The organism is Ferrovibrio sp., assembly GCF_964218355.1.
GTDB lineage: Bacteria > Pseudomonadota > Alphaproteobacteria > Ferrovibrionales > Ferrovibrionaceae > Ferrovibrio.
Genome location: NZ_CAXPMC010000009.1, coordinates 334,167 through 359,562 on the forward strand (window position 1 = coordinate 334,167; position 25,396 = coordinate 359,562).

General features: G+C 66.8%; 24 protein-coding genes. 12 read left to right on the forward strand and 12 right to left on the reverse strand.

All coding sequences use genetic code 11. The features are described from left to right. The first annotated feature begins 116 nt into the window (after positions 1-116). Positions 117-1,145 (forward strand): hypothetical protein, encoded by a 1,029-nt coding sequence (locus tag ACEQZY_RS05675; protein WP_370152910.1) that lies wholly within the window; start codon positions 117-119, stop codon positions 1,143-1,145. A 182-nt stretch (positions 1,146-1,327) separates the two neighbouring features. Here the strand turns inward: ACEQZY_RS05675 and ACEQZY_RS05680 are convergent, their stop codons facing one another. Both ACEQZY_RS05680 and ACEQZY_RS05685 read right to left on the reverse strand, forming a co-directional pair. After that, positions 1,328-2,230, reverse strand: a complete 903-nt coding sequence (locus ACEQZY_RS05680; protein ID WP_341702879.1) for a transglutaminase family protein — start codon at positions 2,228-2,230, stop codon at positions 1,328-1,330. A gap of 1 nt (position 2,231) precedes the next feature. Beyond that, entirely contained in the window at positions 2,232-2,504 is a 273-nt protein-coding gene (locus ACEQZY_RS05685) for a hypothetical protein (RefSeq protein ID WP_341702878.1), read from the reverse strand. A gap of 205 nt (positions 2,505-2,709) precedes the next feature. On the opposite strand from ACEQZY_RS05685, the gene ACEQZY_RS05690 reads away from it, so the two are divergent. Further along, a complete protein-coding gene (locus tag ACEQZY_RS05690; protein WP_370152912.1) occupies positions 2,710-3,333 on the forward strand; it encodes a trimeric intracellular cation channel family protein in 624 nt (207 codons plus the stop codon). A gap of 149 nt (positions 3,334-3,482) precedes the next feature. Further along, positions 3,483-4,706, forward strand: a complete 1,224-nt coding sequence (locus tag ACEQZY_RS05695; protein WP_370152914.1) for a hypothetical protein — start codon at positions 3,483-3,485, stop codon at positions 4,704-4,706. A gap of 44 nt (positions 4,707-4,750) precedes the next feature. On the opposite strand, the gene ACEQZY_RS05700 is transcribed toward ACEQZY_RS05695, so the two are convergent. After that, complete coding sequence (locus ACEQZY_RS05700) at positions 4,751-5,728, reverse strand: MBL fold metallo-hydrolase (protein ID WP_370152916.1); 978 nt, start codon at positions 5,726-5,728, stop codon at positions 4,751-4,753. 259 nt (positions 5,729-5,987) lie between these two features. Between ACEQZY_RS05700 and ACEQZY_RS05705 the strand changes: the two genes are divergently transcribed. Then, positions 5,988-7,193, forward strand: a complete 1,206-nt coding sequence (locus ACEQZY_RS05705; protein ID WP_370152918.1) for an MFS transporter — start codon at positions 5,988-5,990, stop codon at positions 7,191-7,193. Positions 7,194-7,411: 218 nt separating this feature from the next. Further along, complete coding sequence (locus tag ACEQZY_RS05710; protein ID WP_341702873.1) at positions 7,412-7,852, forward strand: hypothetical protein; 441 nt, start codon at positions 7,412-7,414, stop codon at positions 7,850-7,852. 51 nt (positions 7,853-7,903) lie between these two features. On the opposite strand, the gene ACEQZY_RS05715 is transcribed toward ACEQZY_RS05710, so the two are convergent. The 7 genes from ACEQZY_RS05715 to ACEQZY_RS05745 form a co-directional block, all read right to left on the reverse strand. Then, positions 7,904-8,719, reverse strand: coding sequence for a trypsin-like serine protease (locus tag ACEQZY_RS05715; RefSeq protein ID WP_370152920.1), 816 nt, complete (start codon positions 8,717-8,719; stop codon positions 7,904-7,906). A gap of 163 nt (positions 8,720-8,882) precedes the next feature. Then, positions 8,883-9,689: an aldolase gene (locus ACEQZY_RS05720; protein ID WP_370152922.1), complete on the reverse strand. Its 807-nt coding sequence runs from the start codon at positions 9,687-9,689 to the stop codon at positions 8,883-8,885. 20 nt (positions 9,690-9,709) lie between these two features. After that, positions 9,710-11,206, reverse strand: coding sequence for a TrkH family potassium uptake protein (locus ACEQZY_RS05725; RefSeq protein WP_341702870.1), 1,497 nt, complete (start codon positions 11,204-11,206; stop codon positions 9,710-9,712). Positions 11,207-11,371: 165 nt separating this feature from the next. After that, a complete protein-coding gene (gene glnA / locus ACEQZY_RS05730; RefSeq protein WP_341702869.1) occupies positions 11,372-12,781 on the reverse strand; it encodes a type I glutamate--ammonia ligase in 1,410 nt (469 codons plus the stop codon). An 80-nt stretch (positions 12,782-12,861) separates the two neighbouring features. Further along, a complete protein-coding gene (locus ACEQZY_RS05735) occupies positions 12,862-13,200 on the reverse strand; it encodes a P-II family nitrogen regulator (protein WP_341702868.1) in 339 nt (112 codons plus the stop codon). A 193-nt stretch (positions 13,201-13,393) separates the two neighbouring features. Next, on the reverse strand, positions 13,394-14,581 hold the full coding sequence (locus ACEQZY_RS05740; RefSeq protein WP_370152924.1) for a pyridoxal phosphate-dependent aminotransferase: 1,188 nt from the start codon (positions 14,579-14,581) through the stop codon (positions 13,394-13,396). A 78-nt stretch (positions 14,582-14,659) separates the two neighbouring features. Next, positions 14,660-15,595 (reverse strand): LysR family transcriptional regulator, encoded by a 936-nt coding sequence (locus tag ACEQZY_RS05745; RefSeq protein WP_370152926.1) that lies wholly within the window; start codon positions 15,593-15,595, stop codon positions 14,660-14,662. A gap of 164 nt (positions 15,596-15,759) precedes the next feature. Here ACEQZY_RS05745 and ACEQZY_RS05750 point away from each other — a divergent pair, with 164 nt between their 5' ends. The 7 genes from ACEQZY_RS05750 to ACEQZY_RS05780 all read left to right on the forward strand — a co-directional run bounded on the left by ACEQZY_RS05750 (position 15,760) and on the right by ACEQZY_RS05780 (position 22,373). After that, positions 15,760-16,716, forward strand: a complete 957-nt coding sequence (locus ACEQZY_RS05750; RefSeq protein ID WP_341702865.1) for a cupin domain-containing protein — start codon at positions 15,760-15,762, stop codon at positions 16,714-16,716. Continuing rightward, the gene (locus ACEQZY_RS05755) at positions 16,713-17,540 is read left to right on the forward strand and encodes an alpha/beta fold hydrolase (RefSeq protein WP_370152928.1); all 828 of its coding nucleotides are present in this window, start codon (positions 16,713-16,715) and stop codon (positions 17,538-17,540) included. Before ACEQZY_RS05750 ends, ACEQZY_RS05755 begins: the two co-directional genes overlap by 4 nt. Further along, positions 17,540-18,313, forward strand: coding sequence for an ABC transporter permease (locus ACEQZY_RS05760; RefSeq protein WP_341702863.1), 774 nt, complete (start codon positions 17,540-17,542; stop codon positions 18,311-18,313). Before ACEQZY_RS05755 ends, ACEQZY_RS05760 begins: the two co-directional genes overlap by 1 nt. Before the next feature lie 77 nt (positions 18,314-18,390). Then, on the forward strand, positions 18,391-19,437 hold the full coding sequence (locus ACEQZY_RS05765) for an ABC transporter substrate-binding protein (protein ID WP_370152930.1): 1,047 nt from the start codon (positions 18,391-18,393) through the stop codon (positions 19,435-19,437). Next, positions 19,434-20,216, forward strand: coding sequence for an ABC transporter ATP-binding protein (locus ACEQZY_RS05770; RefSeq protein ID WP_370152932.1), 783 nt, complete (start codon positions 19,434-19,436; stop codon positions 20,214-20,216). The genes ACEQZY_RS05765 and ACEQZY_RS05770 overlap by 4 nt, the downstream gene beginning before the upstream one ends. A gap of 120 nt (positions 20,217-20,336) precedes the next feature. Next, a complete protein-coding gene (locus ACEQZY_RS05775) occupies positions 20,337-20,660 on the forward strand; it encodes an NIPSNAP family protein (RefSeq protein WP_341702860.1) in 324 nt (107 codons plus the stop codon). 21 nt (positions 20,661-20,681) lie between these two features. Beyond that, positions 20,682-22,373, forward strand: coding sequence for a thiamine pyrophosphate-binding protein (locus ACEQZY_RS05780; RefSeq protein ID WP_370153130.1), 1,692 nt, complete (start codon positions 20,682-20,684; stop codon positions 22,371-22,373). A 27-nt stretch (positions 22,374-22,400) separates the two neighbouring features. Here the strand turns inward: ACEQZY_RS05780 and ACEQZY_RS05785 are convergent, their stop codons facing one another. After that, positions 22,401-24,512 (reverse strand): dipeptide ABC transporter ATP-binding protein, encoded by a 2,112-nt coding sequence (locus ACEQZY_RS05785; RefSeq protein WP_370152934.1) that lies wholly within the window; start codon positions 24,510-24,512, stop codon positions 22,401-22,403. Beyond that, the gene (locus ACEQZY_RS05790) at positions 24,505-25,395 is read right to left on the reverse strand and encodes an ABC transporter permease (RefSeq protein ID WP_341702858.1); all 891 of its coding nucleotides are present in this window, start codon (positions 25,393-25,395) and stop codon (positions 24,505-24,507) included. The genes ACEQZY_RS05785 and ACEQZY_RS05790 overlap by 8 nt, the downstream gene beginning before the upstream one ends. Position 25,396 lies beyond the last annotated feature (1 nt).

The window sequence follows — 25,396 nt, forward strand, 5'->3', positions numbered from 1 at the left end:
CGCACAAGCGACCGGACCGCAATCCATGCCTGTGTTTTTCATTCTCATGTCACCAAAACGGGATTTTCCGTATAGGATCACAACCATCGTCCCATCCCGGCCGGCAGGGAGGAGCCATGACCCCGCAGCAGATCGAGGCGCTCTGGCGCGAAGCGCGGCAGATCGATCCCAGCCTGAAACTGCGCCCCGGCCAGGCCGCGGCGCTGGTGCGGCGGCAGCTGAAGCCCGAGCCCTACAGCCGTCCGCGGCTGTTTGCGGCGATGGCGGCGGGGCAGCCCGTGCTGTTCGCCGACTTTCCGGTGCCGGTGCGCGGCGCCGGCCGGCTGGGGCCGGGCCCGGCGGTCCTGTGCGCGCTGGAGACCGGCTTTCCGCCGGATCACAGGGTCCATATCCGCTGCGGCCCCGCCGGCACGCCCCGGCTGGTGACGGTGACCGAACTGCTGCGGCGCTGGCGCGGCGGCCGGGCGCGGGTCTCGGTCACCGACCTGCATGTGCGCGGCAGCGGCGTGATGCGCCGCATCGACTGCTCGACGCTGTCGGATTTCAACCTGCTGGCCGAATGCCGCGGCGAGATCGGCCTGCAGGAAATGCTGACCATGGTGGTCAGTTCGGCCGGCACCTTCACCGATTCCCATACCGACGACCCGGACGGCAGCAACCACTGCTTCACCGGCCGCAAGCTGTGGCTGGCCTGGGATACCTTTGCCGGGCTGCGCCACGGCCTTGAGGATGTCGAGCGCAGCGGCACCAGGCGCGACCGCGCCGCTTTCGGCATGGACGGCTTCCTTGCCGTGCCCGGCGCGCGCTGGTTCACCGTCGAGGCCGGCCAGACCCTGTTCCTGCCTGGCCATCTGACCCACAAGGTGGTGACCCTGGAAGACTATCTCGGCATCGGCAGCTTCTTCGTCATGCTGCCGGACTGGCCGCGCACCCAGGCGCGCTGGCGCCGGCACGGGCCACTGTGGGCCCAGGGCGAACCGCCGGAGCGCCGGTTCGATCTCGTCGACCGCATCGGCGGCCGCGTGCGCGAGAAAGTGCATGCGCTCGCGCGGTCGCCGAAAGCGGAACGGGAGCGCTGGGGGCTGGCACAGATGCGGCAGGTGCTGTCGCACAGCGGACGCGCGACAGAGTTTCGGCCGGCGTGAGACTGGCCGACGGCTGAATTTTTTCCGTCATGCCACGCTCAGAGCACCATCAACCGAAATTCAGATTTGTATTACTAAAGTGAGAAAGGAGGTCTGCGGCATATTTTTAATAGCGCCGTTATTGCCAATTTTGCGTCTTCGGCGATGGAGTATTCCTGGTGACCTGACGGACCGGCCGAGCCTCACCCGCCCAGCTGCCTCTGCCCCTGCAGCGCCGGCGCTGTCACCGATACGCCGACATCCATGCCGAGATAGGCGGCCGGCGGGCCGGTGAAATCGCCCCGCACCGGCGGCAGGTCGATGATGTTGCGCGCCACTGCCACTGGCACCAGCTTTTCGCCGCCGGGGCAGCGGTTGGTGGGATCGAAGGCGCGCCAGCCGGCACCGGGCAGGAAGATGTCCACCCAGGCATGGGTCGAACCGCCGACGGGATCGGGGCTGGCGCCGGCATCGCCATGATCGGCACCGGGTTCGTAGACATAGCCCGAGACCAGCCGCGCACCGAAGCCGAGCCAGCGCACCGCTTCAGCCAGCAGCAGCGCGAGGTCGCGGCAGGAGCCCCAGCCGCGCTGCAATGTTTCCAGCGGCGTCTGGGTGCCATGGGCGTCGCGGCTCTGATAGGCGATCCAGCCGGCGATGCCGGCATTGAGGTCGCCGAGCAGGGCCAGCGTGTCGGTGCCATGGCCGGCGACAAAGGCCTGGGCCCAGCCGCGCAGGCGGCCCTCGGGGTCGGTATAGGCCGGCTGCGCCAGCGCGCCGAGCGCCGCCCATTCGGCATCGTCATAGCGGAACGGATACTGTCGCGCGTGGGCCGGCAGCACGGGCGGCGGCGCGGCCAGCGTCTCGACGCGGGCATGGCTGTCGATGATGAAGTGATCAGCGGTCCAGAGCGGCGTGGCGGTGGCCACCGCATTGCTCCAGACATCCTCGCTCCAGTGCACCAGGCTGGCCGGCGCAGTTGTCGCCGCAAAGGACAGCAGGCGCAGGCCGGTGCCTTCGCGCGGCCGCAGCATCAGGCGGTGCGACCCCAGCGTCACCGGCTGGCTGTAGAGATAGCGGGTGCGGTGGCGGATGACGAGCAGCATCTCAGGCCGGCATGCCGGCGCCGCGGTTGGTCGCCTGCGCAGCATCGAGCTCGTCGGGATCGACCGGCACCATCTGCCGCACCGACCAGTGCGGCCCCAGTGCCGGCAGCAGCAGCAGCGTCGCGGTGCGGTGCCAGGCCGGGAAGGACAGGCCCTCGATCATCTCCTCCTCGGTGACCACGCGATAGTGGCCCGCCGGCAGCGGCGCATCGAGGGCCTGCAGGCTGAACGAGCGGGTGAAGACGAGCGTGGTTTCGGTGCTGCGGTTGGCCATGGGATGCGGCCCTTTCCCGGCGCGGCAGGCGCCAGACGCCATCATCTGCCCCGGTGCGGCGGGCAGCAAGGTCAATCGGGCCCGTGCTGGCGAAGGGTCGCCCGGGGAAACGGCGGTTTACGGCGGCACGGCGCCTGCGCGACAATGGCGCGCCATCCCGCGATGCCGATGCTGTCGGCCGCGACCGGATCATGGAGGCGCCCCGATGCTGCTCACCCTTCTCGATTATGCCGGCACCTTCGTCTTCGCGCTGTCGGGCGCCACCGCCGGGGTGCGGCGGCGGCTGGATCTGTTCGGCGTGCTGGTGCTCAGCTTCGCTGCCGCCTCGGCCGGGGGCATCCTGCGCGACCTGCTGATCGGCGCATTGCCGCCGGCGGCCTTCCGCGACTGGGCCTATCCGGTGCTGGCCGGCGCCGCCGGGCTGCTGGTGTTCTTCTGCTTTCCGCTGATGCGCCGGCTGCATCACCCGGTGCAGGTTTTCGATGCCGCCGGCCTGGCCCTGTTCGCCGTGATCGGCACCCAGAAGGCGCTGTTCTACGACATCAACCCGCTGGCCGCCGTGATGCTGGGCATCATGAGCGGTATCGGCGGCGGCATGCTGCGCGACATCCTGCTGGCGCAGGTGCCGCAGGTGCTGAAAGCCGAGGTCTACGCGGTGGCCGCGTTGGCCGGGGCCGTCGTGGTGGTGGTGGCGGATGCGCTGGGCCTGGCGCCGGTCTGGGGCGTGGCTGCCGGCGGCCTGCTGTGTTTCGTGATCCGGCTGCTGGCGATCCGCTTCCGCTGGCAGGTGATGACGGCCCGCTGGCCCGGGACGGATGCGCCACCCTAGGCTGCAGAAATATCGGAAAACTGCCATTTTTATCGCTTTCCGCCACATTCCTGCCTTGTTGTTGTGATCTCTTTGTGACGGGTAAGCAGCCATTCACCATTTCCCTCAAGTCTCGGCTGCGGGCAACGACCGGCAGGCGGAGTGCGGGAATGATGCAATTTGCGGGAAGGACGGCAGCAGACGCTGCGGGCACAGGGCTGCGGGCTCTGGCCGGCGCCTGGCTGCTGGCTGCACTCGCCGCGCTGCCGGCCCGGGCGGACCCGTATTCCACCTTCACCATCATCACGTCGCGCCCGGCGTCACAGCCGGCGCTGCTGGCGCCCTGTCCGCTGTTCGCCGGGCCGGCCGATCCGGCCTGGTGCCGCACCGCGCTGTCCGCGCCGGCCGCGCCGGCCGCGGCCCCGCTGCCGGATGCCTATGCCGATTTCCTGCCCTTCGGCGGCGACGGCCTGCTGGATTTCGGCGCCATGGCCCTGCTGCTGGAACCGGAGGCTGCAGGCCATGCCGCCGGTGCGGAGCCGGTGGCCTGGCTGTACGGCAATCCGGCCGCACCGGGTGCTGCCGGTCCCCCTCTGGTCGGCGATCTGGCCGGCGGCCGGTTCAGCCTCATGCAGAGCGGCGCCCGCGAACATGGCGGTAGTACCGAGGCTGGCTTCCTGCGCGCCGCGTATGATGTGCCCTTCATCGAGAATCTGAGCATCAGCACCCGCAGCACGGTCAGCGAAGGCGTTGCCGGCGATGCCGCGCTCAGCCGCACCAGCGGCGCCAACAGCGGGCTCAGCGTGATCTATGCCGAGGACGGCATCACCTTCGCGCTGGAACCGGCGGTGGCGACGAACTGGAGCGACGGTGCCGGCGGCGAGACGCGGATCGGCATCGACAGCAGCCTGTCTTCCGGACTTGGCCGCGATCTGCTGCTGACGCTGGCATCGGGCTACGACGCCTTCATCCATGCCGGCGACCCGCTGCAGAATTCCCGCGCCCTGCGCCACCGGCTGGCGCTGGCCTGGGGCCGGGCGGATGGCTGGCGCTTCGGCCTGTCGGGGCGCAGCCGCAGCGAACAGAGCTTCTACGAGGAGCGGCTGGTCTACGGCCCCGGCCTGTTTGCCACCCTGCCGCTGGACGAGACCCTCGATCTCACCCTGCGCAACGACTTCAGTTTCACCCGCAGCAACACGCGCGAGATGGACGGCCCGCCGCAGCAAGATTACCGCAACAGCTTCGGGCTGCAGGCCGGCTGGTCGCCGCCCGGCCTGCCGGTGCGGGCGATGCGGGTGGTGGCGTCCTACACGCTGAGTTACGACACCGCGCTGGCCGAGATGCCAAGCCTGTACGAGACGCTGGCGCGGCTGGCGCTGGCGATGCGGTTCTAGAGGCGGGTACGTCTGCCTGGGCGCTTCTGGCCCGGCATACCCGATCAGAAGGCGCGGGTTTCGCCGATTTTCATGATGATGGCGTCATCGGCCGCGTAACCGGCGGCCAGTGCGGCGCGGCGCATCCGTTCCGGCGCCTCGAATTGCGGCTCGTCGGCCAGCATCACGGTGCCCCAGTGCATGCCCAGCAGGGCTTTCGCGCCGATATCGCGGGCGATGGCCACGGCCTCTTCGGGCGTGGCATGGCTGGCCTGCATGATGATGCGCGGCGCGTAGGCGCCGATACCGACCAGCGCCAGGTCGACCGGGCCGATGCGGGCGCCGATCTCGCGGAAGACCGGGCCATGGGCGGTGTCACCGGAGAAGAACAGCCGCCGCCTGTCATGTTTCGCGGTGACCGCGAAACCGGCCCACAGGCTGCGATTGGTGTCGCGCAGACCACGCCGCGAGAAATGCACCGCCGGCGTCGCCGTCACCGTCACGCCGTCATGGTCGAGGCTGTCATACCAGTCCAGTTCGGCCACGCGGGCATAGCCGAAGCGGCGGAAGAAGGCGCCGAGGCCGAGCGGCACCACCACCTGCATGCGTTCCTTGCCCGGCAGCGCCGCGATGGTGCGGGCATCGAGATGGTCGTAGTGATTGTGGCTGACCAGCAGCAGGTCGACCGGCGGCAGTTCGTGCACCGCCAGTGCCGGCGGCACGTAGCGGCGCGGCCCGAGGCGGCCGGGCCCGGCATTCGCCGACAGATAGGGATCGGTCAGGATGGTCGCGCCGCCGATGCGCATCAGGAAGGCGACATGGCCGAGCCAGGTCAGGCGATCCTGGTTGGCATGGCGGGCGAGGCCGTCGAGCACATCCTGCCGCGGCAGCACATGGCCGTCGGGCGGCACCGTCTCGTGGCCGCGCCGCCGGCTCATCCGCCACAGGAAGGGCAGCATGTGGCGCAGCCGCGCCTGCTGCACCGGGCTGCCGGGCGGGTTGCGGAAGCGGCCATCGGGTCCGTGATGCAGCGGTTTGGTCATCGCCTGTCCTGTATCCTGTCCGTGTATCACCATAGGACAGGCGCCGCGCCGGGCTGCGACGGCGGTCACAGCCTGCAGGGTTGGGCGACCGCAAGGTTGACAGGCGGCCGTGCCGCCGGCTATTCCGGCAGCAGATGCCCGCGGCGTCCTGCCGTGCGGCCGTAAGCGTTAACGTCAGCCAACGCACCGTCCTGCCTCGCTGCGGGCCTGGCCTTCTCGTGGCCGGCTGCTGCGGCGCGGCAAGCATCCGGGTGCCGTGATGACCGTTTCCACTTCGCCTTCCGCCGCTGCCGCATATCCCACCGATCCCCGCGCCGTGCTGCGGCGCCTGCTGCCGTTCGTCGCCATCGTTTTCTGCGGCATGCTGTCCATCGGCATTCCGCTGCCGGTGCTGCCGGCGCAGGTGCATGGTGCGCTGGGCTTCGGCACTGTCGTGGTCGGCTGGGTGATCGGCATCCAGTCCATCGCCACCGTGCTGACCCGGCAGTATGCCGGACTGACCTGCGACCGGCGCGGCGTGAAGACGGCCGTGCTGCTCGGCCTGCCGGCGGCCGTGCTGGCCGGGCTGATGAATGTCGCTGCGGCGCTGCTGCCGGTGGATGCGACCGGCAGCCTCGCCATCCTGCTGGCCGGCCGGCTGCTGCTCGGCATTGCCGAAAGCCTGTTCCTGACCGGCGCCATGACCTGGGCGATTGCCACCGTGGGCGTGCAGAATACCGGCCGGGTGATGGCCTGGCAGGGCATCGCCATTTTCGCCGCCCTGGGGCTGGGCGCACCGGCCGGCCTGTGGCTGCTGGATCGGTTCGGTTTCGTCATCGCCGCCGCCGTGGCCGCCGGTGTGCCGCTGCCGGCGCTGGCCATCGTGGTGTTCCGCCGCGGCATCGCGCCGATGGCCGGCGGTCCGCGCGTGCCGTTCTGGCGCGTGCTCGGCCTGATCTGGCAGCCGGGCATGGCGCTCGGCCTTGCTGCCATGTCGTTCGGTGCATTGGCCGCCTTCGTCACACTCTACTACGCCGCCCATGGCTGGTCCGGTGCCGGCTTCGCGCTCAGCGGCTTCGCCGGCGGTTATATCCTGGTGCGGCTGTTCTTCGCCGGCCTGCCCGACCGCCTCGGCGGCGCCAGGGTCGGCCTCGTCTCGCTGGCGGTGCAGGCGGCGGGGCAGGGACTGATGTTCTCGGCCGGCTCGCCGCTGATGGCCCTCATCGGCGCCACCGTTACTGGACTTGGTTTCTCGCTGGTCTACCCGTCCATGGGTGTCGAGGCGATCCGCCGGGTGGCGCCACAGAGCCGCGGCATCGCGGTCGGCGGCTACAACGCCTTCTTCGACCTCTCGCTCGGTGTTGCCGGTCCGGTTATGGGCCTCATCGCTGCCGGCTTCGGTTATCCGGCGGTGTTCCTCAGCTGCGGTGTCGCGGCACTGGTCGCGATGGTGCTGGCGGCGACACTGAAGCCGGCCGCAGCATAGGGGTGAGACCGGCCGGCAGGCGCGCCACGCATTGGCGGCATCAAACATTCCATGACCACGAGCAATCGAAGATGCACGCATAACCGGTTGCTCAGACGCAACCGAATGCTCTTGTAATCTTTCATGGTGCCTGCCGGTGCGCCGGCACTATTTCGTTGCTTTGTCCGTGCCGCCATCTATCGTCCCTGCTGCCACGATGGCTTGCAGAGGGGACGTGCATGAACGACGGGTCTTATGTGATCTTCACCAAACTCAATCCGGGGATGTGCCTGGCGCTCGACAGTTCGAACAACTGCGTCATCAAGAATTTCGACAATACCAGCGATGCCACGACATGGGTGGTGCAGAGCATTGCAGGATCCACGCAGGGCTTTTATCTGCAGCATATGGCCACACGGAATTGCATTCATTTCGGCAATGACGGCCAGGTGAGAACCCAGCTGCTGCCGACGGTGGGGGCGCAGGCCAGCACCGCCCTGGAATATGTGGTCACCACCGACGACGTGGGCGACGGTTTCTGCGCCATCAACAACCACGATCATTCCTACGTCCTCGACGTCTACCGCAGCGGCACCAACCAGGGGAATTCGGTCGTCACCTTCCACTGGAACAAGGGCGACAACCAGCGCTGGCGCTTCGTGCCGACCGGCCTGCTGTAACGGGCAGCAAGCGGCGCGGAGTCGGTACCGGAATATCGGCCCCGCGCAAGCTCAGTTTGCGTTGATGGTCTGCCGGACCCAGTCGCCGAAGACCGAGGCGCGGGTGTATTTCATGATCAGCAGCGGCGCGCCGGTCAGCGGGTGCTGGTATTGCTCGAACTTGTTGAAGATGCCCACCAGGCGTTTGACATCGCCGGCATCGTTGTAAAAGAGCGGCCCGCCGCTGTCCGCCGAAGTCGGGCCGGCGCTTTGATTGGTAAAATAACCGCACAGGAATTCGTCATCGTAGCACAAGCCGCCCTGGATTTCGTTGCGCAGCGGCGTATCGATCATCAGGAGCTGCTTGGACAGGAATTCGGCGCTGCCATCCCGCAGGGTCAGTCCCCAGCCGGCGCCCTGGGCATCCTTGTCATTGAAAATCGGGCCGGAGTCGATGGCAATCGGGGCCGCCGGGGCTGCGGCATCGCGATCCAGCTTGATCATCGCGACATCGTGGCTGGTGAAGGGCACGTATTTGCTGATGGTGTACCTGTCTGCGGCGCTGTATACGGCATTGAACGCAACATACATGCTTGTCCGCGGAATCTTGTCCACGCGTTCCACGCAATGGTCTGCCGTCAGCACCCAGTTCTGGGCGACCAGAACACCGGTGCACATCGCCTGGCGATTCAGGACGTAGCGGATGGCCACCGTGAATTTCTTGACGCTCGCGCCGGCGGTCGTGCCCCTCACGATGACGGGGATGACATAGGGATTGTGGTCGGGCCGTACCAGGAACCGGCCCTGCGCCGCCGCCGGAGGCATGAAGCCGATGATGAGAAGCAGGCAGGCAAGGACAGGAAGGCCGGCGTGTCTGATGATCGTCATCTGCTGTCCTGTCGGGCTGTTATCTCATGCATCGCATCGGCGACGAGAGATTCTCTAGCCGGTGCCGAACAGGATTCCTAGCAGAATAGATGAGCATGGGGTGGCCGGTGGCGTACACGCATACGCCAATATTCTTGCGCCCCCCGGTCACACCTGCGGCAGGCTACAGGCGATAATCCGGCTCCTCGCGGTCGAGGCGGCGGCGGAGGCTGGCGAGATGACTGCGCGCCGAGGCATCGTCGCCCGCGCGCATCTGCCGCGCCGTCTGTTCGGCAACCGCGCTCGGCACCGGCAGGATCTTGCGGCCGGTGCTCTCGGCGATGCACTGCACCTGGCAGGCGCGCTCCAGGTAGTAGAGGTCATCCCAGGCTTCGGCGATGCTGCCGCCCAGCACCATGACGCCGTGATGCTTCATGAACACGATATCGGCATCGCCGATGGCGGCGGCGATACGGTCACCCTCGCCGGTGTCGAGTGCGAGCCCGTTATAGTCCGGGTCGACGGCGACACGGCCGCGGAATTTCAGGGCCGTCTGCCCGGCATAGACCAGCGGGTCGCCCGCGGTCATGCTCAGTGCGGTGGCGTAAGGCATGTGGGTATGCAGGGCGACGCGGGCGCGCGGCAGCCGCAGATGCAGCCGGGCGTGGATGTAGAAGGCGGTGGCCTCCGGGGCGCCGCTGCCGGCCACCACATTGCCGTCGAAATCGCAGACCAGCAGGCTGGAGGCCGTGACTTCGCCAAAGGCGAGACCGTAGGGGTTGACCAGGAACAGGTCGTCATAGCCCGGCAGCATGGCCGAGAAATGGTTGCAGATGCCCTCGTGCAGGCCCAGCCGCGCCGCCGTGCGGAAGCAGGCGGCGAGATCCAGCCGCGCCTCGCGCACGATATCGCTGTCCAGTGCCGGCCGGTTCGGCAGGTCGCGCGGCGCCGCCGTGGCGGTGCCGGCGGTCGGGGTGAAGACATGGGCCATGACGGAACCTCCGGGGCGGGTCAGTTGCGCCAGAAGGCGCGGCTGAACGGGATCAGCAGGACGAGGATTTCGAGGCGGCCGGCCAGCATGCCGAAGGACATCAGCCATTTCACCGGGGTCGGCACCTCGGCGAAGGTGCAGCAGGGGCCGCTATTGGGTCCGAGGCCGGGGCCGTTATTGCCCAGCGCCGTGGCGGCGGCGCCCAGGCTCTCGCGGAAATCGAGGCCGGAAAAGGCGATGGCCAGGGTCAGCGCGGTCAGCAGCAGCAGGTAGATAAACACATAGCTGGCGATGGCAACGCGGATCACCTCGGGGATGTTCTCCCCGTTGAAGGTGACGCGGAAGGTGCCGTGCGGATAGATCTGCCGGTGCAGCTGGGCGCGCAGCTGCTTCAGCATGGCGAGGATGCGGAACACCTTGATTCCGCCCACCGTGGAACCGCTGCAGCCGCCGATCAGCATCAGCAGCAGCATCACCGCCTCGGCAAAGCCGCCCCAGGCCGAAAAATCGTAGGCGGTGAAGCCGGTGGTGGTGATGGTCGAGACCGTGGCGAAGGCGGCCTCGCGGATCGCGGTTCCGGGGCTCGCGCCATGCTCGATCATCCGCCACAGGGCGACCAGCAGAACGGCGCCGAGGATGATGCCGAGGAACAGCCGCACCTGGTCGTCGCGCAGCAGCGCATCGGTGCGGCCGTAGATGGTGGCGATATAGAGGCCGAAGGGCATCGCGCCCATGATCATGAACACCACCGCGATCCATTCGATGGCGGCGCTCTGGAAAAAGCCGAGGCTGGCATCGTGGCTGGAATAGCCGCCGGTGGCGAGCGTGGTCATGGCATGGCCGATGGCATCGAAGGGCGTCATCCCGGCTAGCCAGTAGCAGGCGGCGCAGATGACGGTGAGCGCGATGTAGATGACGCCGATCTGGGTCACCACCTCGGTGATGCGCGGCACGAACTTGGTCGAGTTGGGTGACAGGTCGAGGCTGAACAGCTGCAGGCCGCCGATGCGCAGGAACGGCAGCGCCAGCACCGCAATGGTGACCACGCCGAAGCCGCCGATCCACTGCAGCAGGAAGCGCCACAGCAGCAGGCCGCGCGGCAGGCCGTCGAGGCCCTTCACCACCGTCGAGCCGGTATTGGTCAGGCCGGAGACCGATTCGAACAGGGCATCGGCCAGCGGCAGCTGCAGGTCGGACAGCATGAAGGGCAGGGCGGCCACCACGCTGGCGGTGATCCAGGTCAGCGGCAGCAGCAGCAGCGTTTCATTCAGGTTGATCTGCTGGCTGCGGTCATAGGTGGCGATGGCGATGCCGGCGCCGACGAACAGGGTGCCGCCGGCGCAGACCAGGAAGATCAGGTAATCCTCGTGCCCGTCGGCGAGGTCGATCAGCACCGGCGCCAGCATGGCGATGCCGAAACAGCAGCTGACCGCGCCGACGAAGAACAGGATCGGCGCCAGGCTGACCGGAGACGAGCCGCGCGGCAGGGTCACGGCCGATGGGGAGGGGGTGCTCATGGCGGCGGAGTGTGGTCGCGGCCGGGGGCGGAATCAAGACCCGCTTTGGTCTTGACAGCCATGGCGGGCAGGTCCCGGCGGCGGCAATAAAGAAAAGGCCCCGCCGGCAGGAAACCGGCGGGGCCCGTTGGATGCGCGGCCGAGGCCGTGCGTCCAGGGAAGTCCTTAGACCGAATAATACAGGGAGAACTCGATCGGGTGCGGGGTATGCTCGAAGGCATACACCTCTTCCCACTTCAGCTCCATGTAGGCATCGATGAAGTCGTCGGTGAACACGCCGCCGGCCTTCAGGAAGTCGCGATCGGCATCCAGGCTCTCAAGCGCCTCGCGGAGGCTGCCGCAGACCTGCGGAACGTTCTTCAGTTCCTCGGGCGGCAGGTCGTAGAGGTTCTTGTCCATCGGGTCGCCCGGATGGATCTTGTTCTTGATGCCATCGAGGCCGGCCATCAGCATCGCGGCATAGGCCAGATACGGATTGGCACCCGGATCCGGGAAGCGGATCTCGACGCGCTTCGCCTTCTCGCCGGCACCGAACGGGATGCGGCAGGAAGCCGAGCGGTTGCGCGACGAATAGGCCAGCAGCACCGGAGCCTCGAAGCCGGGGATCAGGCGCTTGTAGCTGTTGGTCAGCGGGTTGGTGAAGGCGTTCAGCGCCTTGGCATGCTTGATGATGCCGCCGATGTAGTACAGGGCCAGATCGCTGAGGCCGGCATACTTGTTGCCGGCGAACAGCGGCTTGCCACCCTTCCACAGCGACTGGTGGACATGCATGCCCGAGCCGTTGTCGCCCTTGACCGGTTTCGGCATGAAGGTCGCGGTCTTGCCCCAGGCATGGGCGACGTTGTGCACGCAGTACTTGTAGATCTGCATGCCGTCAGCGCATTTCAGCAGGGTGTCGAACTTGATGCCCAGCTCGTGCTGGCTGTTCGCCACCTCGTGATGGTGCTTCTCGACCGAAACGCCCATCGAGGCGATGGTCGACAGCATTTCCGAGCGCAGGTCGCCGCCCTGGTCGAGCGGGGCAACCGGGAAATATCCGCCCTTGATCGGGGCGCGGTGGCCCATATTGCCGCCTTCGTAGACCTTGCCCGAATTGTACGCGCCTTCGATGTCGTCCATGTAGACGTAGGTCTCGTTCATCGAGGTCTTGAAGCGGACGTCGTCGAACACGAAGAACTCGGCCTCGGGGCCGAAGAAGGCGGTATCGGCGACCTTGGCCGACTTGATGTAGTTCTGCGCCGCCTTGGCGATGCCGCGCGGGCAGCGGTTGTAGGGGGTGCCCTCGCCGGGGTTCAGCACGTCGCAGAACAGCACGGCGGTGGTCTGCGCGGCGAACGGGTCGAAGGTCAGGCTGTCGAGGTCCGGCATCAGCAGCATGTCGGACTCGTTGATCGCCTTCCAGCCGGCGATCGACGAACCGTCGAACATGATGCCTTCCTTCAGGGCATCCTCGTCGCACATGCCGATGTCGAAAGCGACGTGCTGCCACTTGCCGCGCGGATCGGTAAAGCGGAAGTCGACATACTTGGTCTCGGCTTCCTTCAGCTTCTTAACTACGGTTTTTGCATCAGCCATGGCTGTTTTTCCTGCTGCTTCTTCCCTGGTTGGAGATACTCACGGAGAGTCGTGGATGGCGGGGGAGACTCTGCCCGCCGTCAGACCGCTTCCGAACCCTTTTCGCCGGTCCGGATGCGGATGACCTCTTCGACGGTCGAGATGAAGATCTTGCCGTCGCCGATGCGCCCGGTGCGGGCCGCCTGGGTGATCGCCTCGACGGCCTTCTCGACCATGCCGTCGTCCAGCACGACCTCGATCTTCACCTTCGGCAGGAAATCGACGACATATTCGGCCCCGCGATACAGCTCGGTATGGCCCTTCTGGCGACCGAAGCCCTTGGCTTCGGTCACGGTCAGGCCCTGCAGGCCGATCTCGTGCAGCGCTTCCTTCACTTCGTCCAGCTTGAACGGTTTGATGATGGCTTCGATTTTTTTCATGGGTCCTACAACGCTTTGGTCGGTAAGGGATTGCCCGGATTGCAAGTCTGCCTCGGTTATGCACGGGCCATGCCAGACTTAACCAGGCCTTAACCCGCTGGATTCCCGCCTGGGCAGGGGTCCTGTGGGTATCTTTCGCCCCTCATTTGACCCATAAGTAAGCAGAAAGGTCAAATAATAGGCAGAAAAATGCCTAATGTTTCTGCGCTCCCTCTACCAGAAAGCCCGCAATCCTCTGCAGCGCCTCAGAAATTGCCTCATCTGACGCCGCAAAGCTGAGCCGCAGGTAGCCTTCGCCATGGCGGCCGAAGCTGGTGCCGGCGATGGTGGCCACCCCGGCCTGCTCCAGCAGGCCGTCCTGCATCTGGCGGGCCGTCAGTCCGGTGGCGGTGATGTTGGGGAAGGCATAGAAGGCGCCTTCGGGGCGGATGCAGCTGATTCCGGCGATCCGGTTCAGCCCGGCGACGCAGAGGTCGCGGCGGCGGCGGAAGGCCAGGCGCATGTCCTCGACCGCATCCTGCGGCCCCTGCAGGGCGGCGATGCCGGCATACTGGGTTGCGGCATTGACGCAGGAATGGGTGTTGATGGCGAGCTTGGTGGCCAGTTCGGCCAGGGCCGCCGGCCACAGGCCCCAGCCGAGCCGCCAGCCGGTCATGGCATAGGTCTTCGACCAGCCTTCCAGGATGATCAGGCGATCGGCCAGCTGGTCGAGATAGGGGATGAAGCTGGCATAGCTGCCGTCGCCGTCCAGCACCAGCCGCGAATAGATCTCGTCGGCCATGATGGCGACATGGGGAAAACGCTGAAGGCCGTCGACCAGCTTTTTCACTTCGGCGGCCGGGGCGACGCCGCCGGTGGGATTGGCCGGCGAATTGACGATCAGCAGCCGGGTGGCGGGCGTGATCCGGCCCAGCAGGTCGTCGGCGCGGAAGGCGAAGCCGTCCTTTTCCAGCAGCGGATAGCCGCAGGCCTTCGCCCCGGTGTAGTTGACCAGGCTTTCGTAGATCGGGAAGCCGGGATCGGGATACATGATCTCGGCGCCGGGCTCGCCGAACATCTCGATGGCGGTGGCCATGGTTACCTTGCCGCCGGGCACGACGACGATGCGCTCGGGCGAGACCGTCTGCCCGTAGCGGGCCGCGATCTCGGCGCAGACCGCCTCGCGCAAGGGCTGGATGCCGTTGGCCGGGGTGTAACCGTGATGGCCGTCGCGCAGGGCCTTCACGGCGGCCTCGACCACATGGGGCGGGGTGGGGAAGTCGGGCTGGCCGATCCCGAGATTGATGACCGATCTGCCCTGTGCCTCGAGGGCCTTGGCGCGGGCCAGCACCTCGAAGGCGCTTTCGCTGCCCAGCCGCGCCATGCGTGCCGCGATCTGCATTCCGGAACCCTCCCTGACCGGCCGATTTAAGGCAGGAGGTGGTGGCCGTGCAAGGGCCGGCGCCGCAGCTTCCGGGCGCTAGCTGCGGGCCTGTGCGGAAACGGCGCGGGCGGCGCGGCCGATGCAGTCGATGAAGGCGGCCACCGGCGGCGCCGGCGGATGCAGGCGCGAATAGTAGATGCAGGTGCGCAGCACGATGCGCGGCCGGAACGGACGGGCCACCACGCCCGGGAAGATGCCCTGCGTCAGCATCAGGGGGTTCATCAGCCCGACCCCCAGCTTCTGCTGCACCAGGCTGCAGACTCCGACGGCATTGGCGGCGACGATCTGCGGCGCTTGCACAACGCGGGCCTGTTGGAACATCGCGGCGATCAGATGGGTGGTGGCGGAACTGTCGGGCAGGCCGATCAGGGTCTCGCCGGCAAGGTCGGCAGGGCGGATGACGGTGCGTGCCGCCAGCCGGTGTTCCTTCGGCAGCACGGCCACCAGGGTCGTCTCGCAGATGTCGCGCACGGTGCAGAGCTGCACCACGCGGGCATCGATCTCCTGCACCGGGGGGGTGCCGACGCCGATATCGACCTCGTTGCCGGCCACCTTGTCGAGCAGGCTGAGGGTGCTGTCGATCTGGATCTCGATGCGGGTCGCCGGCCAGTCGCGGCGGAAGCGCTCGATGGCCGGCGGGATGATCGAGACCAGGGCCGGGCCAGCGACGCCGACGACGATCTGGCCGACATCGCCGCCGCGCAATTCCAGTGCCGCCCGGCGGGCGCGGTCGAGATGGTCCAGCGCCCGCTGGGCGAAGGGCAGCAGGCGCTCGGCCTCGGCGGTCGGGGTCAGGCGCCCATTGGCCAGCCGGAACAGCGACAACCCGGTTTCATGCTCCAGCACCTTCAGGCTCTTGCTCACGGCGGCCTGGGAAATGCCAAGCGCGTCAGCGGCTTCCGCCATGTTGCGGCTGAGCGCCATGGTCAGGAAGATCTCGAAATGGCGGGCGGTGACGGATTCAAGCGGCATTGGATTATCAAGGCATTTCAACGGCAGGACTTAACTCGAAGTTAAGTCCATTTTGATTGAGGTTGCAACGTCATTGATCTTTCATGGTCCCGTTCATTGTAGTGAGTCGCCAGTTTGACGGCCGTCCGGGCCGTCCGGCGGCCGCGCAGAGAGGGAGCAGGGCGATGGCACTCGCGCAGATGCAGCCGGCAGCGTCCGGCCTCGGGCAGGCGATGAAGGCGCTGACCGGCCGGTATACCGAGAAGACCTTCGACTGGGATGCCTTCCCGGCCAGCCGTGACTTTCCCGAACTCGCCCGCGCCCAGATGCGCTATGTCGGCGGCGGCGGCTCGCCCAAGGCCAACGATCCGGCCACCCTGCCGGCCGGCCGGTTCACCTTCAGCATGGTGCACCAGCCGCCGGGCAAATTCGCCGCCTCGCATTCGCACGAGGTGGTCGAGCATTTCCTGATCCTGCAGGGCGTGCTGACCGTCGGCTGGGTCTGGGGCGACGAGGTGATCGAGGCCAGGCTGGCGCCTGGCGACCTGGTGCTGAACAAGCTGGGCCGGCCGCACGGCTTCCGCAACGATGGCGTCGAACCGGTGCTGATGCAGATCACGGTCGGCAGCGGCAAGCCGGAACCGCCGGTCTATGTCTGTCATCCGCGCGACAAGGGCATCGAGGCGGCAAAGCGCTTCGGTGCCGGCAGCCCCGACAAGATCTATGCCTTCGATCCGTCCAGTGCCGATTTCCGCCAGCGCGAACTGGCCCAGCACCTGGTCCGCTACCGCGACCGCATCCCGGTCTGGAACGATGCCGGCTTTGCCAGCATGACCTATATCGGCGAGAACGGCGCGCCGCCGCAGCATTACCGCATGGAGATGATCCACCTGCCGAAAGGCGCCGGCATCAAGGCCTACAGCCGTGATGTCGAGGATGTCTATTTCGTGCTCGACGGCGTCGTCACCGTGGGCTGGGAAGAGGATGGCAAGGTGGTCGAACAGCGGCTCGGCGCCCGCGACCTGGTCTTCAATCCGGCCGGGCGGGCGCATTACTTCCGCAATGACGGCGCCGGCGATGCCCGCTTCACCATGGTGGTCGGCAGCCCGGCCCCGGAAACCGTGGCCTTCGCCGCGGCATGACGGGGGCGCGCGAGGTCCGCACCGCGGCCGGCACGATCACCTATCATGAGGCCGGCAGCGGCGCGCCGCTGGTCTTCCTGCATGGCATCGGTTCGGCCGGACAGTCCTTTGCCGACCAGCTGGATGGCCTGTCCGGCCGGTTCCGGGTGATCGCCTGGGATGCGCCGGGCTATGGCGGCAGCGCCGCGCCGGCCGCAGAGGCCCCCGATGCCGGCATCTATGCCGATGCGCTGGCCGCCTTTCTCGACGCGCTGGAGATTCCGGCCTGCCATCTGGTCGGCCATTCGCTGGGCGCGCTGATGGCAGCGCGGTTCGCGGCGCTGTGGCCGCAGCGCGTGCTGTCGCTGGCCCTGGCCAGCATCGCGGTAGGGCAGGGCTATCTGCCGGACAGCGAGCGCGAGACGCTGGTGGCCCAGCGCCTGGGCGATCTCGATCAGCTCGGTGCGCGCGGCATGGCCGAGAAACGCGGACCGCGTCTGCTGGGGCCCGATGCCGACGAGACGATGATCCGCCGGGTGATCGACACCATGGCGGCGGTGCGCCCTGACGGCTACCCACGCGCGGTGCGCATGCTGTCGCAGGGAGATGTGCTGACGGACGTGGCGCGGCTGCCAGCGGGCCTGCCGCTGCAGATCGTGTTTGGCAGCGCCGACGTCATCACGCCGCCGGAACGTAATCGCAGCGTCGCCGTCCTGCGACCCGAAGCGCCGGTGCACGAAATCCCCGGTGCCGGCCATGCCGTCTATCTGGAAAAGCCGGACCAGTTCAATGCCGTTATCGGTGGGTTCGCCGCCCGGCATGCCAAGACCGGAGTCCCCGCCTGATGATGTCACGTTCCTCCGCCGCCATGTCCGGCCTGCTGACCCTGCTGGCGCTGCTGCTGCTCTGGCAGGCTGCCGCCGTCGTCTTCGATATCCCCAGCTACATCGTGCCGGCCCCCTGGGCGGTGCTGCAGGAAATCGCCAGCCAGTGGCCATTCTATGTCGAGCAGTTCGCCGTGACCCTGCGTTCGACCCTGATGGGCTTCGTGCTAGCCACCCTGCTCGGCATCGTGATCGGTACCATCACCGCCTATTCGCGGCTGTTCCGCATGACCATCTACCCGCTGATCCTGCTGCTGCAGGGTGTGCCGAAAGTGGCGCTGGCACCGGTGCTGATCATCTTTCTCGGCTTCGGCCTCACCTTCCAGGTCGTGGTGATCGCCTCGGTCGCCTTCTTTCCCGTCGTGGTCAATGCCGTGCTGGGCCTGACCTCGGTCGACCGCGACCTGATCATGCTGTCCCGCGTGCTGCGCACGCCGCGGCTGAAGGAATTCTGGATGATCGGCCTGCCGCATGCGGCGCCGTCGGTCTTCTCGGGCATGAAGGTGGCAATGACCCTGTCGGTGATCGGCGCCGTGGTGGCCGAGTTCGTGTCCAGCGAGGCCGGCCTCGGCCATGCCCTGATCATCGCCAATGCCGAGTTCAACACCGCCATGGCCTTCGCCGCCATCTTCCTGCTGTCCCTGATGTCCTTCGCGCTGTTCGGGCTGATCCGCCTGATCGAGCTGCGCGCGGTGCCCTGGGCGGAAGATCCGGTCCTCGGCCAGGGACACTGAAAACCAGGGCATCAAACCCAATAACAGAACGCCGTCGCCGCCAGCCCCAGCCAGCCACACATCTATGGAGAGACGTCATGACTGATACCCGCAAGATTTCCCGCCGCGGCTTCGGCCGTCTTGCCGCCGGCAGCTTCGCCGCCGGTGTCGCCCTGCCGATGATCGGCGCCGGTGCCCGTGCCCAGGACCGGAAGGCCGTCACCTTCCTGTTCGACGTGAAGCCCTATTCCAAGCATGCGCTGTTCTACCCGGCGCTGGAAAACGGCTATTTCGCCAAGCGTGGCCTGGATGTCACCTTCAACGCCGGCAAGGGCTCGGCCGATGTGGCCCAGAAAGTGGCGGCCAAGGGAGCCGAATTCGGCTTTGTCGATGCCGGCACCGCCGTACTGGCGCGCGGTCGCGGCATGCCGATCAAGCTGACCGCGATGGTGCACTACAAGAACATGATGACAGTGGCCAGCCTGCGCGAGCCGCCGATCAGGACCCCGAAAGACCTCGAAGGATTGAAGATTGCCGCCAATGCCGGCGATTCGGTGCGCACCGCGCTGGGCGCCGTCGCCGCCATCAACGGCATCGACTTCCGCAAGATCGAATTCGTCACCGTCGAGACCGCCAACAAGCGGCCGCTGCTTTTCGCGGGCCAGGTCGATGCCACCTGCGACTATGCCGTCAACATGCCGGTCTACGAGGCTGCCGCCGCCAAGATGGGCAAGCAGGCCTCGCAGGTGCTGTTCTCGGAGTTCGGCGTCGATGTCTACAGCAATGGCATCCTGACCCGCGACGATGTGCTGAAGGATGATCCGAAGCTGGCCCGGGATTTCAACGACGCCATGGTCGAATCGATGATCTTCGCCATCGAGAACCGCGACGAAGCCGTGAAGATGTTCCTGAAGCACAATCCGCAGTCGGATGGCGAACTGGCCCGGGCCGGCCTCGACGTCGCCATCGAACATCTGCTGGTGCCCGAAGTTGCCGAACACGGCATCGGCCCGATGTCCAGGGAGAAGATGGCGCGCACCATCGAGATCATGAAGAGCTACTTCAACCTCGCCGGTTCGGTGTCGCCGGCCGACATGTACAGCAACGACTTCGTCACCGCCGGCCGCAAACCCAAGGCGGCATGATGACGCAACCGGAGAGTCTGGTTCCGGCCATTGAGATCGCGGGGCTTGGCAAGCGCTATGCCTCGCGATCGGGTGGCACTGTTGCACTGCGGGATGTCAGCCTTACGGTCGGACGGCATGAGTTCGTCTGCATCGTCGGGCCCAGCGGCTGCGGCAAGTCAACCCTGCTGAAGATCATTTCCGGCATCGAGCCGCCGAGCGACGGCATGGTGCGGCGCTTCGGCGAGATCGTGACGGAGCCGACCCCGGATATCGGCATGGTGTTCCAGGCGCCGGTGCTGATGAAGTGGCGCACGGTGATCGACAACGTGATGTTTCCGATCGACGCGCTGGGCCTGCGCCGGAAGGATTATGCCGGCAAGGCGCAGGCCCTGCTGAAATTGGCTGGACTGGAGGCTTTCGCCGATGCCTGGCCGCGGCAGCTGTCGGGCGGCATGCAGCAGCGCGTGGCGCTGTGCCGGGCGCTGATCTACGACCCGCCCTTCCTGCTGATGGACGAGCCGTTCGGTGCGCTCGATGCGCTGACCCGCGACCAGATGAATGTCGAACTGATGCGCATCTGGAGCGAGACCCGCAAGGCAACCCTGCTGATCACCCACAGCGTTGCCGAGGCGGTGTTCCTGGCCGACCGCGTTCTGGTGATGAGCGGCCGGCCCGGCACCATCCTGGAGGATATCCGCATCGACCTGCCACGGCCGCGGGATACCAGCATGCGAACCACTCCGGCCTTCATGGAGCATGTGCGTCATATCAGCGGCCTTCTGGGTGTGCATGACTGACTGTCCGGGCGGCTGAAGCGGGGTTCCCGGGCGGCCCTGTGGATTGCCCCGGCGACGCCAAGATCGTATACGGAAGAGCCCCGGGCAGCGACCCGGGGGCGATAACCGGAGGAAACCGCTATGCTGCTCGATGTCCGCACCTATACCTGCCGGCCCGGCCGGCTGAAGCCGCAGCTAGACCTTTACGAGCAGTATGGCCTGACCCCGCAGAAGCGCCATCTAGGCGAGCCCTTCGCCTTCCTGGTGACGGAAACGGGGCCGCTGAACACCTATACGCACATCTGGGCCTATGAGAATGCCGGCGACCGCGAGAAGAAGCGGGCTGCCATGCAGGCAGATCCGGACTGGCAGCTTTTCATTCAGAAAAGCGCTGAGGCCGGCAATCTTGCCTCCCAGGAGACCCGACTGATGACGCCGGCGCCGTTCGCGCCGATCAAGCGCTGACAGATACGGAGCGACTTCGTGATGAAACGGAGTGGCGGCCAGATTTTGGTCGAGCAGCTGAAGCTGCATGGCGTCGACACCATGTATGGCGTCCCGGGCGAGAGTTTCCTGGCGGTGCTCGACGCCCTGCACGATCACAGCAACGCCATGCGGTTTGTCATCTGCCGGCAGGAGGGTGGCGCCGCGATGATGGCCGATGCCTATGGCAAGACCACCGGCCGGCCCGGCATCTGCATGGTCACCCGCGGCCCCGGCGCCACCAATGCTTCGGCCGGCGTGCATGTCGCTTACCAGGATTCGACGCCGATGATCCTGCTGATCGGCCAGGTCGGCCGCGACATGATGGAACGCGAGGCTTTTCAGGAAGTCGACTATCGCCGCATGTTCGGCCAGATGGCGAAATGGGTGGCGCAGATCGACGATGCCGCCCGCATCCCCGAATTCATGGCGCGCGCCTTTTCGGTCGCCATGTCGGGCCGGCGGGGGCCGGTGGTGCTGGCGCTGCCGGAAGACATGCTGACCGATGTGGTCGAATGCGCCGATGGCCGCCCGATCCAGCCGGCCGAGGCGCATCCCGGTCCGGCGCAGATGGCGCAGCTGAAGACGATGCTGGAGGCATCGGAATGCCCGCTGATGATCGTCGGCGGCAGCGGCTGGAGCGAGGCGGTGCGTGGCCAGGTGCAGGCCTGGGCGGAGGCCTCGGCGGTTCCGGTCGCCGCGGTGTTCCGCCGCCAGGATTATCTCGACAATGACTGGGCGGGCTATGTCGGCGATGTCGGCATTGGCATCAATCCGAAGCTGCAGCAGCGCCTGAAGGAGGCCGACCTGCTGCTGGTGATGGGCTCCAAGCTCGGCGAGATGGCTACCGGCGGTTATACCATGATCGACATCCCGGTGCCGGGGCAGGCGATCGTGCATGTGCATGCCGGTGCCGAGGAACTGAACCGGGTCTATTCCGCCGACCTCGCCATCAATGCCTCCAATGCCGCCTTTGCCGCGGCACTCGCCGCCATGGGGCCGGTGAAGGGGAAGGTGGCCGGCCGGGCGGCGGCCGTGAAGCAGGCGCGGGCCGAATACGAAGCCTGGCAGCAGCCCGGCATCTCACCGGGTCCGGTGCAGATGGGTGCGATCATCCAGTGGCTGGACGCCAACCTGCCGGCCGATGCCGTGTTCACCAACGGGGCCGGCAACTATGCCACCTGGGTGCACCGTTTCCACCGCTACCGCCGGCATAGCAGCCAGCTGGCACCGACCTCGGGTTCGATGGGATATGGCGTGCCGGCGGCGGTGGCCGCCAAGCTGCTCAACCCCGACCGCACCGTCGTGGCCTTTGCCGGCGACGGCTGCTTCCTGATGACCGGGCAGGAATTCGCCACCGCCGTCCAGTATGGCGCCGGCATCATCGTCGTGGTGGTCAACAACGGCATGTACGGCACCATCCGCATGCACCAGGAGCGCGAATACCCCGAACGGGTCAGCGGCACCACCCTGGTCAATCCGGATTTCGCCGCCTATGCGCGGGCCTTCGGCGGCCATGGTGAAACGGTGGAACGCACGGAAGACTTCGCCGAAGCCTTCCGCCGCGCCCAGGCCAGCGGCAAGCCGGCGATCATCGAGGTGAAACTCGATCCGGAAGCCCTGACCCCGCGTGCTTCGCTGAGTGACATCCGCGCCGCCGGCATCAAGGCCAAGGCGCACCACAGCGACCGGTAAGGCCGGCCGCCGGATTTCTGCCGGGGTTTACTCCGCCGCTGCGCCGGTGTTGATCACGGGATCCATGCCGGCCAGTTCCGCGCGCGGCAGGTGGCAGGCGATGCGGTGGCCGGGCCCGAAGCGCTGTTCGGGCGGCGGCTGCTCATCGCAGATATCGCCGATCTTGCGGTGGCAGCGGGTGGCAAAGGGGCAGCCGGCGGGCCGTTCCAGCACGCTGGGCGGCTTGCCTTCCAGCACGATCCGCTTGGATTTCACGTTCGGATCGGCCACCGGCACCGCCGACAGCAGGGCTTCGGTATAGGGGTGATAGGGCGGGGCGAAGACATCCTCGACCCGGCCGTATTCCATGATCTTGCCGAGATACATCACGGCCACGCGGTCGGCGAGGTAGCGCACCACCGAGAGGTCGTGGCTGATGAACAGAAGGGTGGTCTGCCGTTCGGTCTGCAGGTCGGCCAGCAGGTTGATGATCGCCGCCTGCACCGAGACATCAAGTGCCGAGACCGGTTCGTCGGCAATGATCACCTCCGGGCTGCCGGCCAGCGCGCGGGCGATGGCGACACGCTGTTTCTGGCCGCCGGACAGCTGGCGCGGCTTGCGGCGGGCGAATTCGGCCGGCAGGTTCACCGCCTTCAGCAGCGACAGAACTTTCGCCTTCAGCTTCTCGCCGTCAAGATTGGCGAACTGGCGCAGTGGCCGTTCCAGCGTGTAGCCGACTGTGTGGCTGGGGTTGAGGGTCGAATCCGGATTCTGGAACACCATCTGCAGCCGGCGGATCACGTCGTCGGGCCGCTTGTCGACGCCCATGTCGGTAAGGTCGATTTCGTCCAGCGTCACCTTGCCGCCGGTGGCCGTCTCCAGCCCGGTCAGTACCTTGGCCAGTGTCGACTTGCCGCAGCCGCTTTCGCCGACGATGGCGAGTGTCTCGCCGCGGCGGGCCCGCAGGCTGATGCCGTCAATGGCCTTGACCTCGGTGGTCTCGCTGCCGATGAACCCCATGCCACCGGCCTGCTCGTAATATTTGCGCAGGTTGTCGATTTCGAGCAGCGGTTCGGCGACGGTGCCCTGCTGGCCGTCAGTCTCGGTGCCGGCGACTGGCGCCAGCACGGCGGGCAGTTCCTGCTGGCGGATACAGCGCACCCGGTGGCGCTCGGATTGCGGGGCAAAACCCATGCGGATTGTGTCGCTGGTGCAGGGGCCCGTCTGTCGGAACTCGCAGCGTGGCGCGAAGATGCAGCCCGGCGGGCGGTTGCGCGGCACCGTCACGGTGCCGCGGATTGGCACCAGCGGTGCGGAATGCTTGTCGGCATCCAGGCTGGGCAGGCAGCTCAGCAGGCCGCGGGTATAGGGATGCCGGGGGTCGTTGAAGACCTCCTTGATCGGTCCTTCCTCGACCAGTTCGCCTGCATACAGCACGCCGATGCGGTCGCAGATGCGCACCACGGTACCCAGATTGTGGCTGATGAAAACGATTGAGGTCTTGTGCTTCCTGCGCAGGGTGGCGATCAGGTCGAGCACGGCCGCCTCGACGGTCACATCAAGGCCGGTGGTCGGCTCGTCCATGATCAGCAGGGCAGGCTCTGCCATCAGCGCCATGGCGATCACCACGCGCTGCTGCTGTCCGCCCGACAGCTGGTGCGGATAGCGCTCCATGATCGCGGCCGGATCGGGCAGGTTGACCTCTTCCAGCATGGCCAGTGCGCGGTCATGGGCTTCCGCGCGTCTGGCGCCGTCGTGATAGATGGGCACCTCCATCAGCTGCTCGCCGATGGTCATGGTCGGGTTCAGGCTCGACATCGGGTCCTGGTAGACCATGGCCATGCGGTTGCCGCGCAGCCGGCGCAGTTCCTCGTCATCCAGCGCGTAGAGGTCGCGGCCTTCGAAGATCACCTTGCCGTTCATGATGCGCCCGGCATTGCCGAGATAGCGCATGATGGCGTAGCCGATGGTCGATTTTCCGCAGCCGCTTTCGCCGACGAGGCCGATGGCTTCGCCGGGATAGAGCTTCAGATCGAGATCCGGCACCACATTGATCTCGCCCGAGCGGGTGAAGTACGAAATGCGCAGATTCTGCAGGTCGAGAACCGGCTGCCGCGAGACGGCCGAGACGACAGGGGCGGGGCTGGTCCGGTCAGTCACGCAGCGATACCTCCCTCAGGCCGTCGGCCAGCAGGTTGAGGCCGAGCACCAGCGATGAGATCGCGATACAGGGCAGCACTGTCATATGCGGAAAAGCCAGCGCCATCGAGCGCGCCTCGTTGATCATGCCGCCCCAGTCCGGGTCCGGCGGTGGCAGGCCGAGACCGAGGAACCCGAGCACGCCGATGGTGATGGTCACGTAGCCCATGCGCAGGCAGGCATCGACGATCAGCGGACCGCGGGCATTGGGCAGGATTTCGACGAACATGATGTACCAGGCGCTTTCGCCGCGCATCTTGGCCGCCGCCACATAATCGCGCTCGCGGATCTCCAGCACTAGGCCGCGCACGATGCGCATGATGCCGGGGGCCGAGGCGAAGGTGACGGCCAGAACGATGTTGATTCCGGAGGCACCGATGGTGGCGATGATCACCACATAGAGCACCAGAATGGGGAAGGAGAGGATGATGTCGCCGATGCGCGACAGCACTTCGTCGATCCAGCCCCGGTAGAAGCCAGCCGCCAGCCCCATCACGATGCCGAGTCCGTAGGCACAGGCGGTGGCGACGAAACCGTAGAACAGCACGGTGCGCGATCCCCAGATGATGCGCGAGAGGATATCGCGGCCGAGATGGTCGGACCCGAGCCAGAAGGTGCCGTCGCCGGCGGCAAAGGCGGTGCCGGGCTTGGCGAAGGGCTGCAGGGTGGCATTCGGATCGAAGGGGGCCAGCAGCGGCGCCAGCAGGGCGACGACAATCCAGAACAGGATGATGCCGACGCCGATCATCGCCACCGGGCTTTCGCGCAGCAGGCCGATCATGCGCAGCAGCCGCATGGCGGGTGCCGGGAGGAGGGGGCGGGCGGTCTGGTCGCTGGTGCTCATG

Excerpts from the sequence above, each read along its gene's own strand:
- ACEQZY_RS05690 (WP_370152912.1), top strand. The coding sequence starts at position 2,710 with ATGCTGCTCACCCTTCTCGATTATGCCGGCACCTTCGTCTTCGCGCTG.
- ACEQZY_RS05680 (WP_341702879.1), bottom strand. The coding sequence starts at position 2,230 with ATGCTGCTCGTCATCCGCCACCGCACCCGCTATCTCTACAGCCAGCCG.
- ACEQZY_RS05740 (WP_370152924.1), bottom strand. The coding sequence starts at position 14,581 with ATGCAGATCGCGGCACGCATGGCGCGGCTGGGCAGCGAAAGCGCCTTC.
- ACEQZY_RS05735 (WP_341702868.1), bottom strand. The coding sequence starts at position 13,200 with ATGAAAAAAATCGAAGCCATCATCAAACCGTTCAAGCTGGACGAAGTG.
- ACEQZY_RS05725 (WP_341702870.1), bottom strand. The coding sequence starts at position 11,206 with ATGAGCACCCCCTCCCCATCGGCCGTGACCCTGCCGCGCGGCTCGTCT.
- ACEQZY_RS05770 (WP_370152932.1), top strand. The coding sequence starts at position 19,434 with ATGATGACGCAACCGGAGAGTCTGGTTCCGGCCATTGAGATCGCGGGG.
- ACEQZY_RS05715 (WP_370152920.1), bottom strand. The coding sequence starts at position 8,719 with ATGACGATCATCAGACACGCCGGCCTTCCTGTCCTTGCCTGCCTGCTT.
- ACEQZY_RS05780 (WP_370153130.1), top strand. The coding sequence starts at position 20,682 with ATGAAACGGAGTGGCGGCCAGATTTTGGTCGAGCAGCTGAAGCTGCAT.
- ACEQZY_RS05705 (WP_370152918.1), top strand. The coding sequence starts at position 5,988 with ATGACCGTTTCCACTTCGCCTTCCGCCGCTGCCGCATATCCCACCGAT.
- ACEQZY_RS05685 (WP_341702878.1), bottom strand. The coding sequence starts at position 2,504 with ATGGCCAACCGCAGCACCGAAACCACGCTCGTCTTCACCCGCTCGTTC.
- ACEQZY_RS05710 (WP_341702873.1), top strand. The coding sequence starts at position 7,412 with ATGAACGACGGGTCTTATGTGATCTTCACCAAACTCAATCCGGGGATG.
- glnA (WP_341702869.1), bottom strand. The coding sequence starts at position 12,781 with ATGGCTGATGCAAAAACCGTAGTTAAGAAGCTGAAGGAAGCCGAGACC.
- ACEQZY_RS05745 (WP_370152926.1), bottom strand. The coding sequence starts at position 15,595 with ATGCCGCTTGAATCCGTCACCGCCCGCCATTTCGAGATCTTCCTGACC.
- ACEQZY_RS05790 (WP_341702858.1), bottom strand. The coding sequence starts at position 25,395 with ATGAGCACCAGCGACCAGACCGCCCGCCCCCTCCTCCCGGCACCCGCC.
- ACEQZY_RS05695 (WP_370152914.1), top strand. The coding sequence starts at position 3,483 with ATGATGCAATTTGCGGGAAGGACGGCAGCAGACGCTGCGGGCACAGGG.
- ACEQZY_RS05775 (WP_341702860.1), top strand. The coding sequence starts at position 20,337 with ATGCTGCTCGATGTCCGCACCTATACCTGCCGGCCCGGCCGGCTGAAG.
- ACEQZY_RS05765 (WP_370152930.1), top strand. The coding sequence starts at position 18,391 with ATGACTGATACCCGCAAGATTTCCCGCCGCGGCTTCGGCCGTCTTGCC.
- ACEQZY_RS05675 (WP_370152910.1), top strand. The coding sequence starts at position 117 with ATGACCCCGCAGCAGATCGAGGCGCTCTGGCGCGAAGCGCGGCAGATC.
- ACEQZY_RS05700 (WP_370152916.1), bottom strand. The coding sequence starts at position 5,728 with ATGACCAAACCGCTGCATCACGGACCCGATGGCCGCTTCCGCAACCCG.
- ACEQZY_RS05750 (WP_341702865.1), top strand. The coding sequence starts at position 15,760 with ATGGCACTCGCGCAGATGCAGCCGGCAGCGTCCGGCCTCGGGCAGGCG.
- ACEQZY_RS05720 (WP_370152922.1), bottom strand. The coding sequence starts at position 9,689 with ATGGCCCATGTCTTCACCCCGACCGCCGGCACCGCCACGGCGGCGCCG.
- ACEQZY_RS05755 (WP_370152928.1), top strand. The coding sequence starts at position 16,713 with ATGACGGGGGCGCGCGAGGTCCGCACCGCGGCCGGCACGATCACCTAT.
- ACEQZY_RS05760 (WP_341702863.1), top strand. The coding sequence starts at position 17,540 with ATGATGTCACGTTCCTCCGCCGCCATGTCCGGCCTGCTGACCCTGCTG.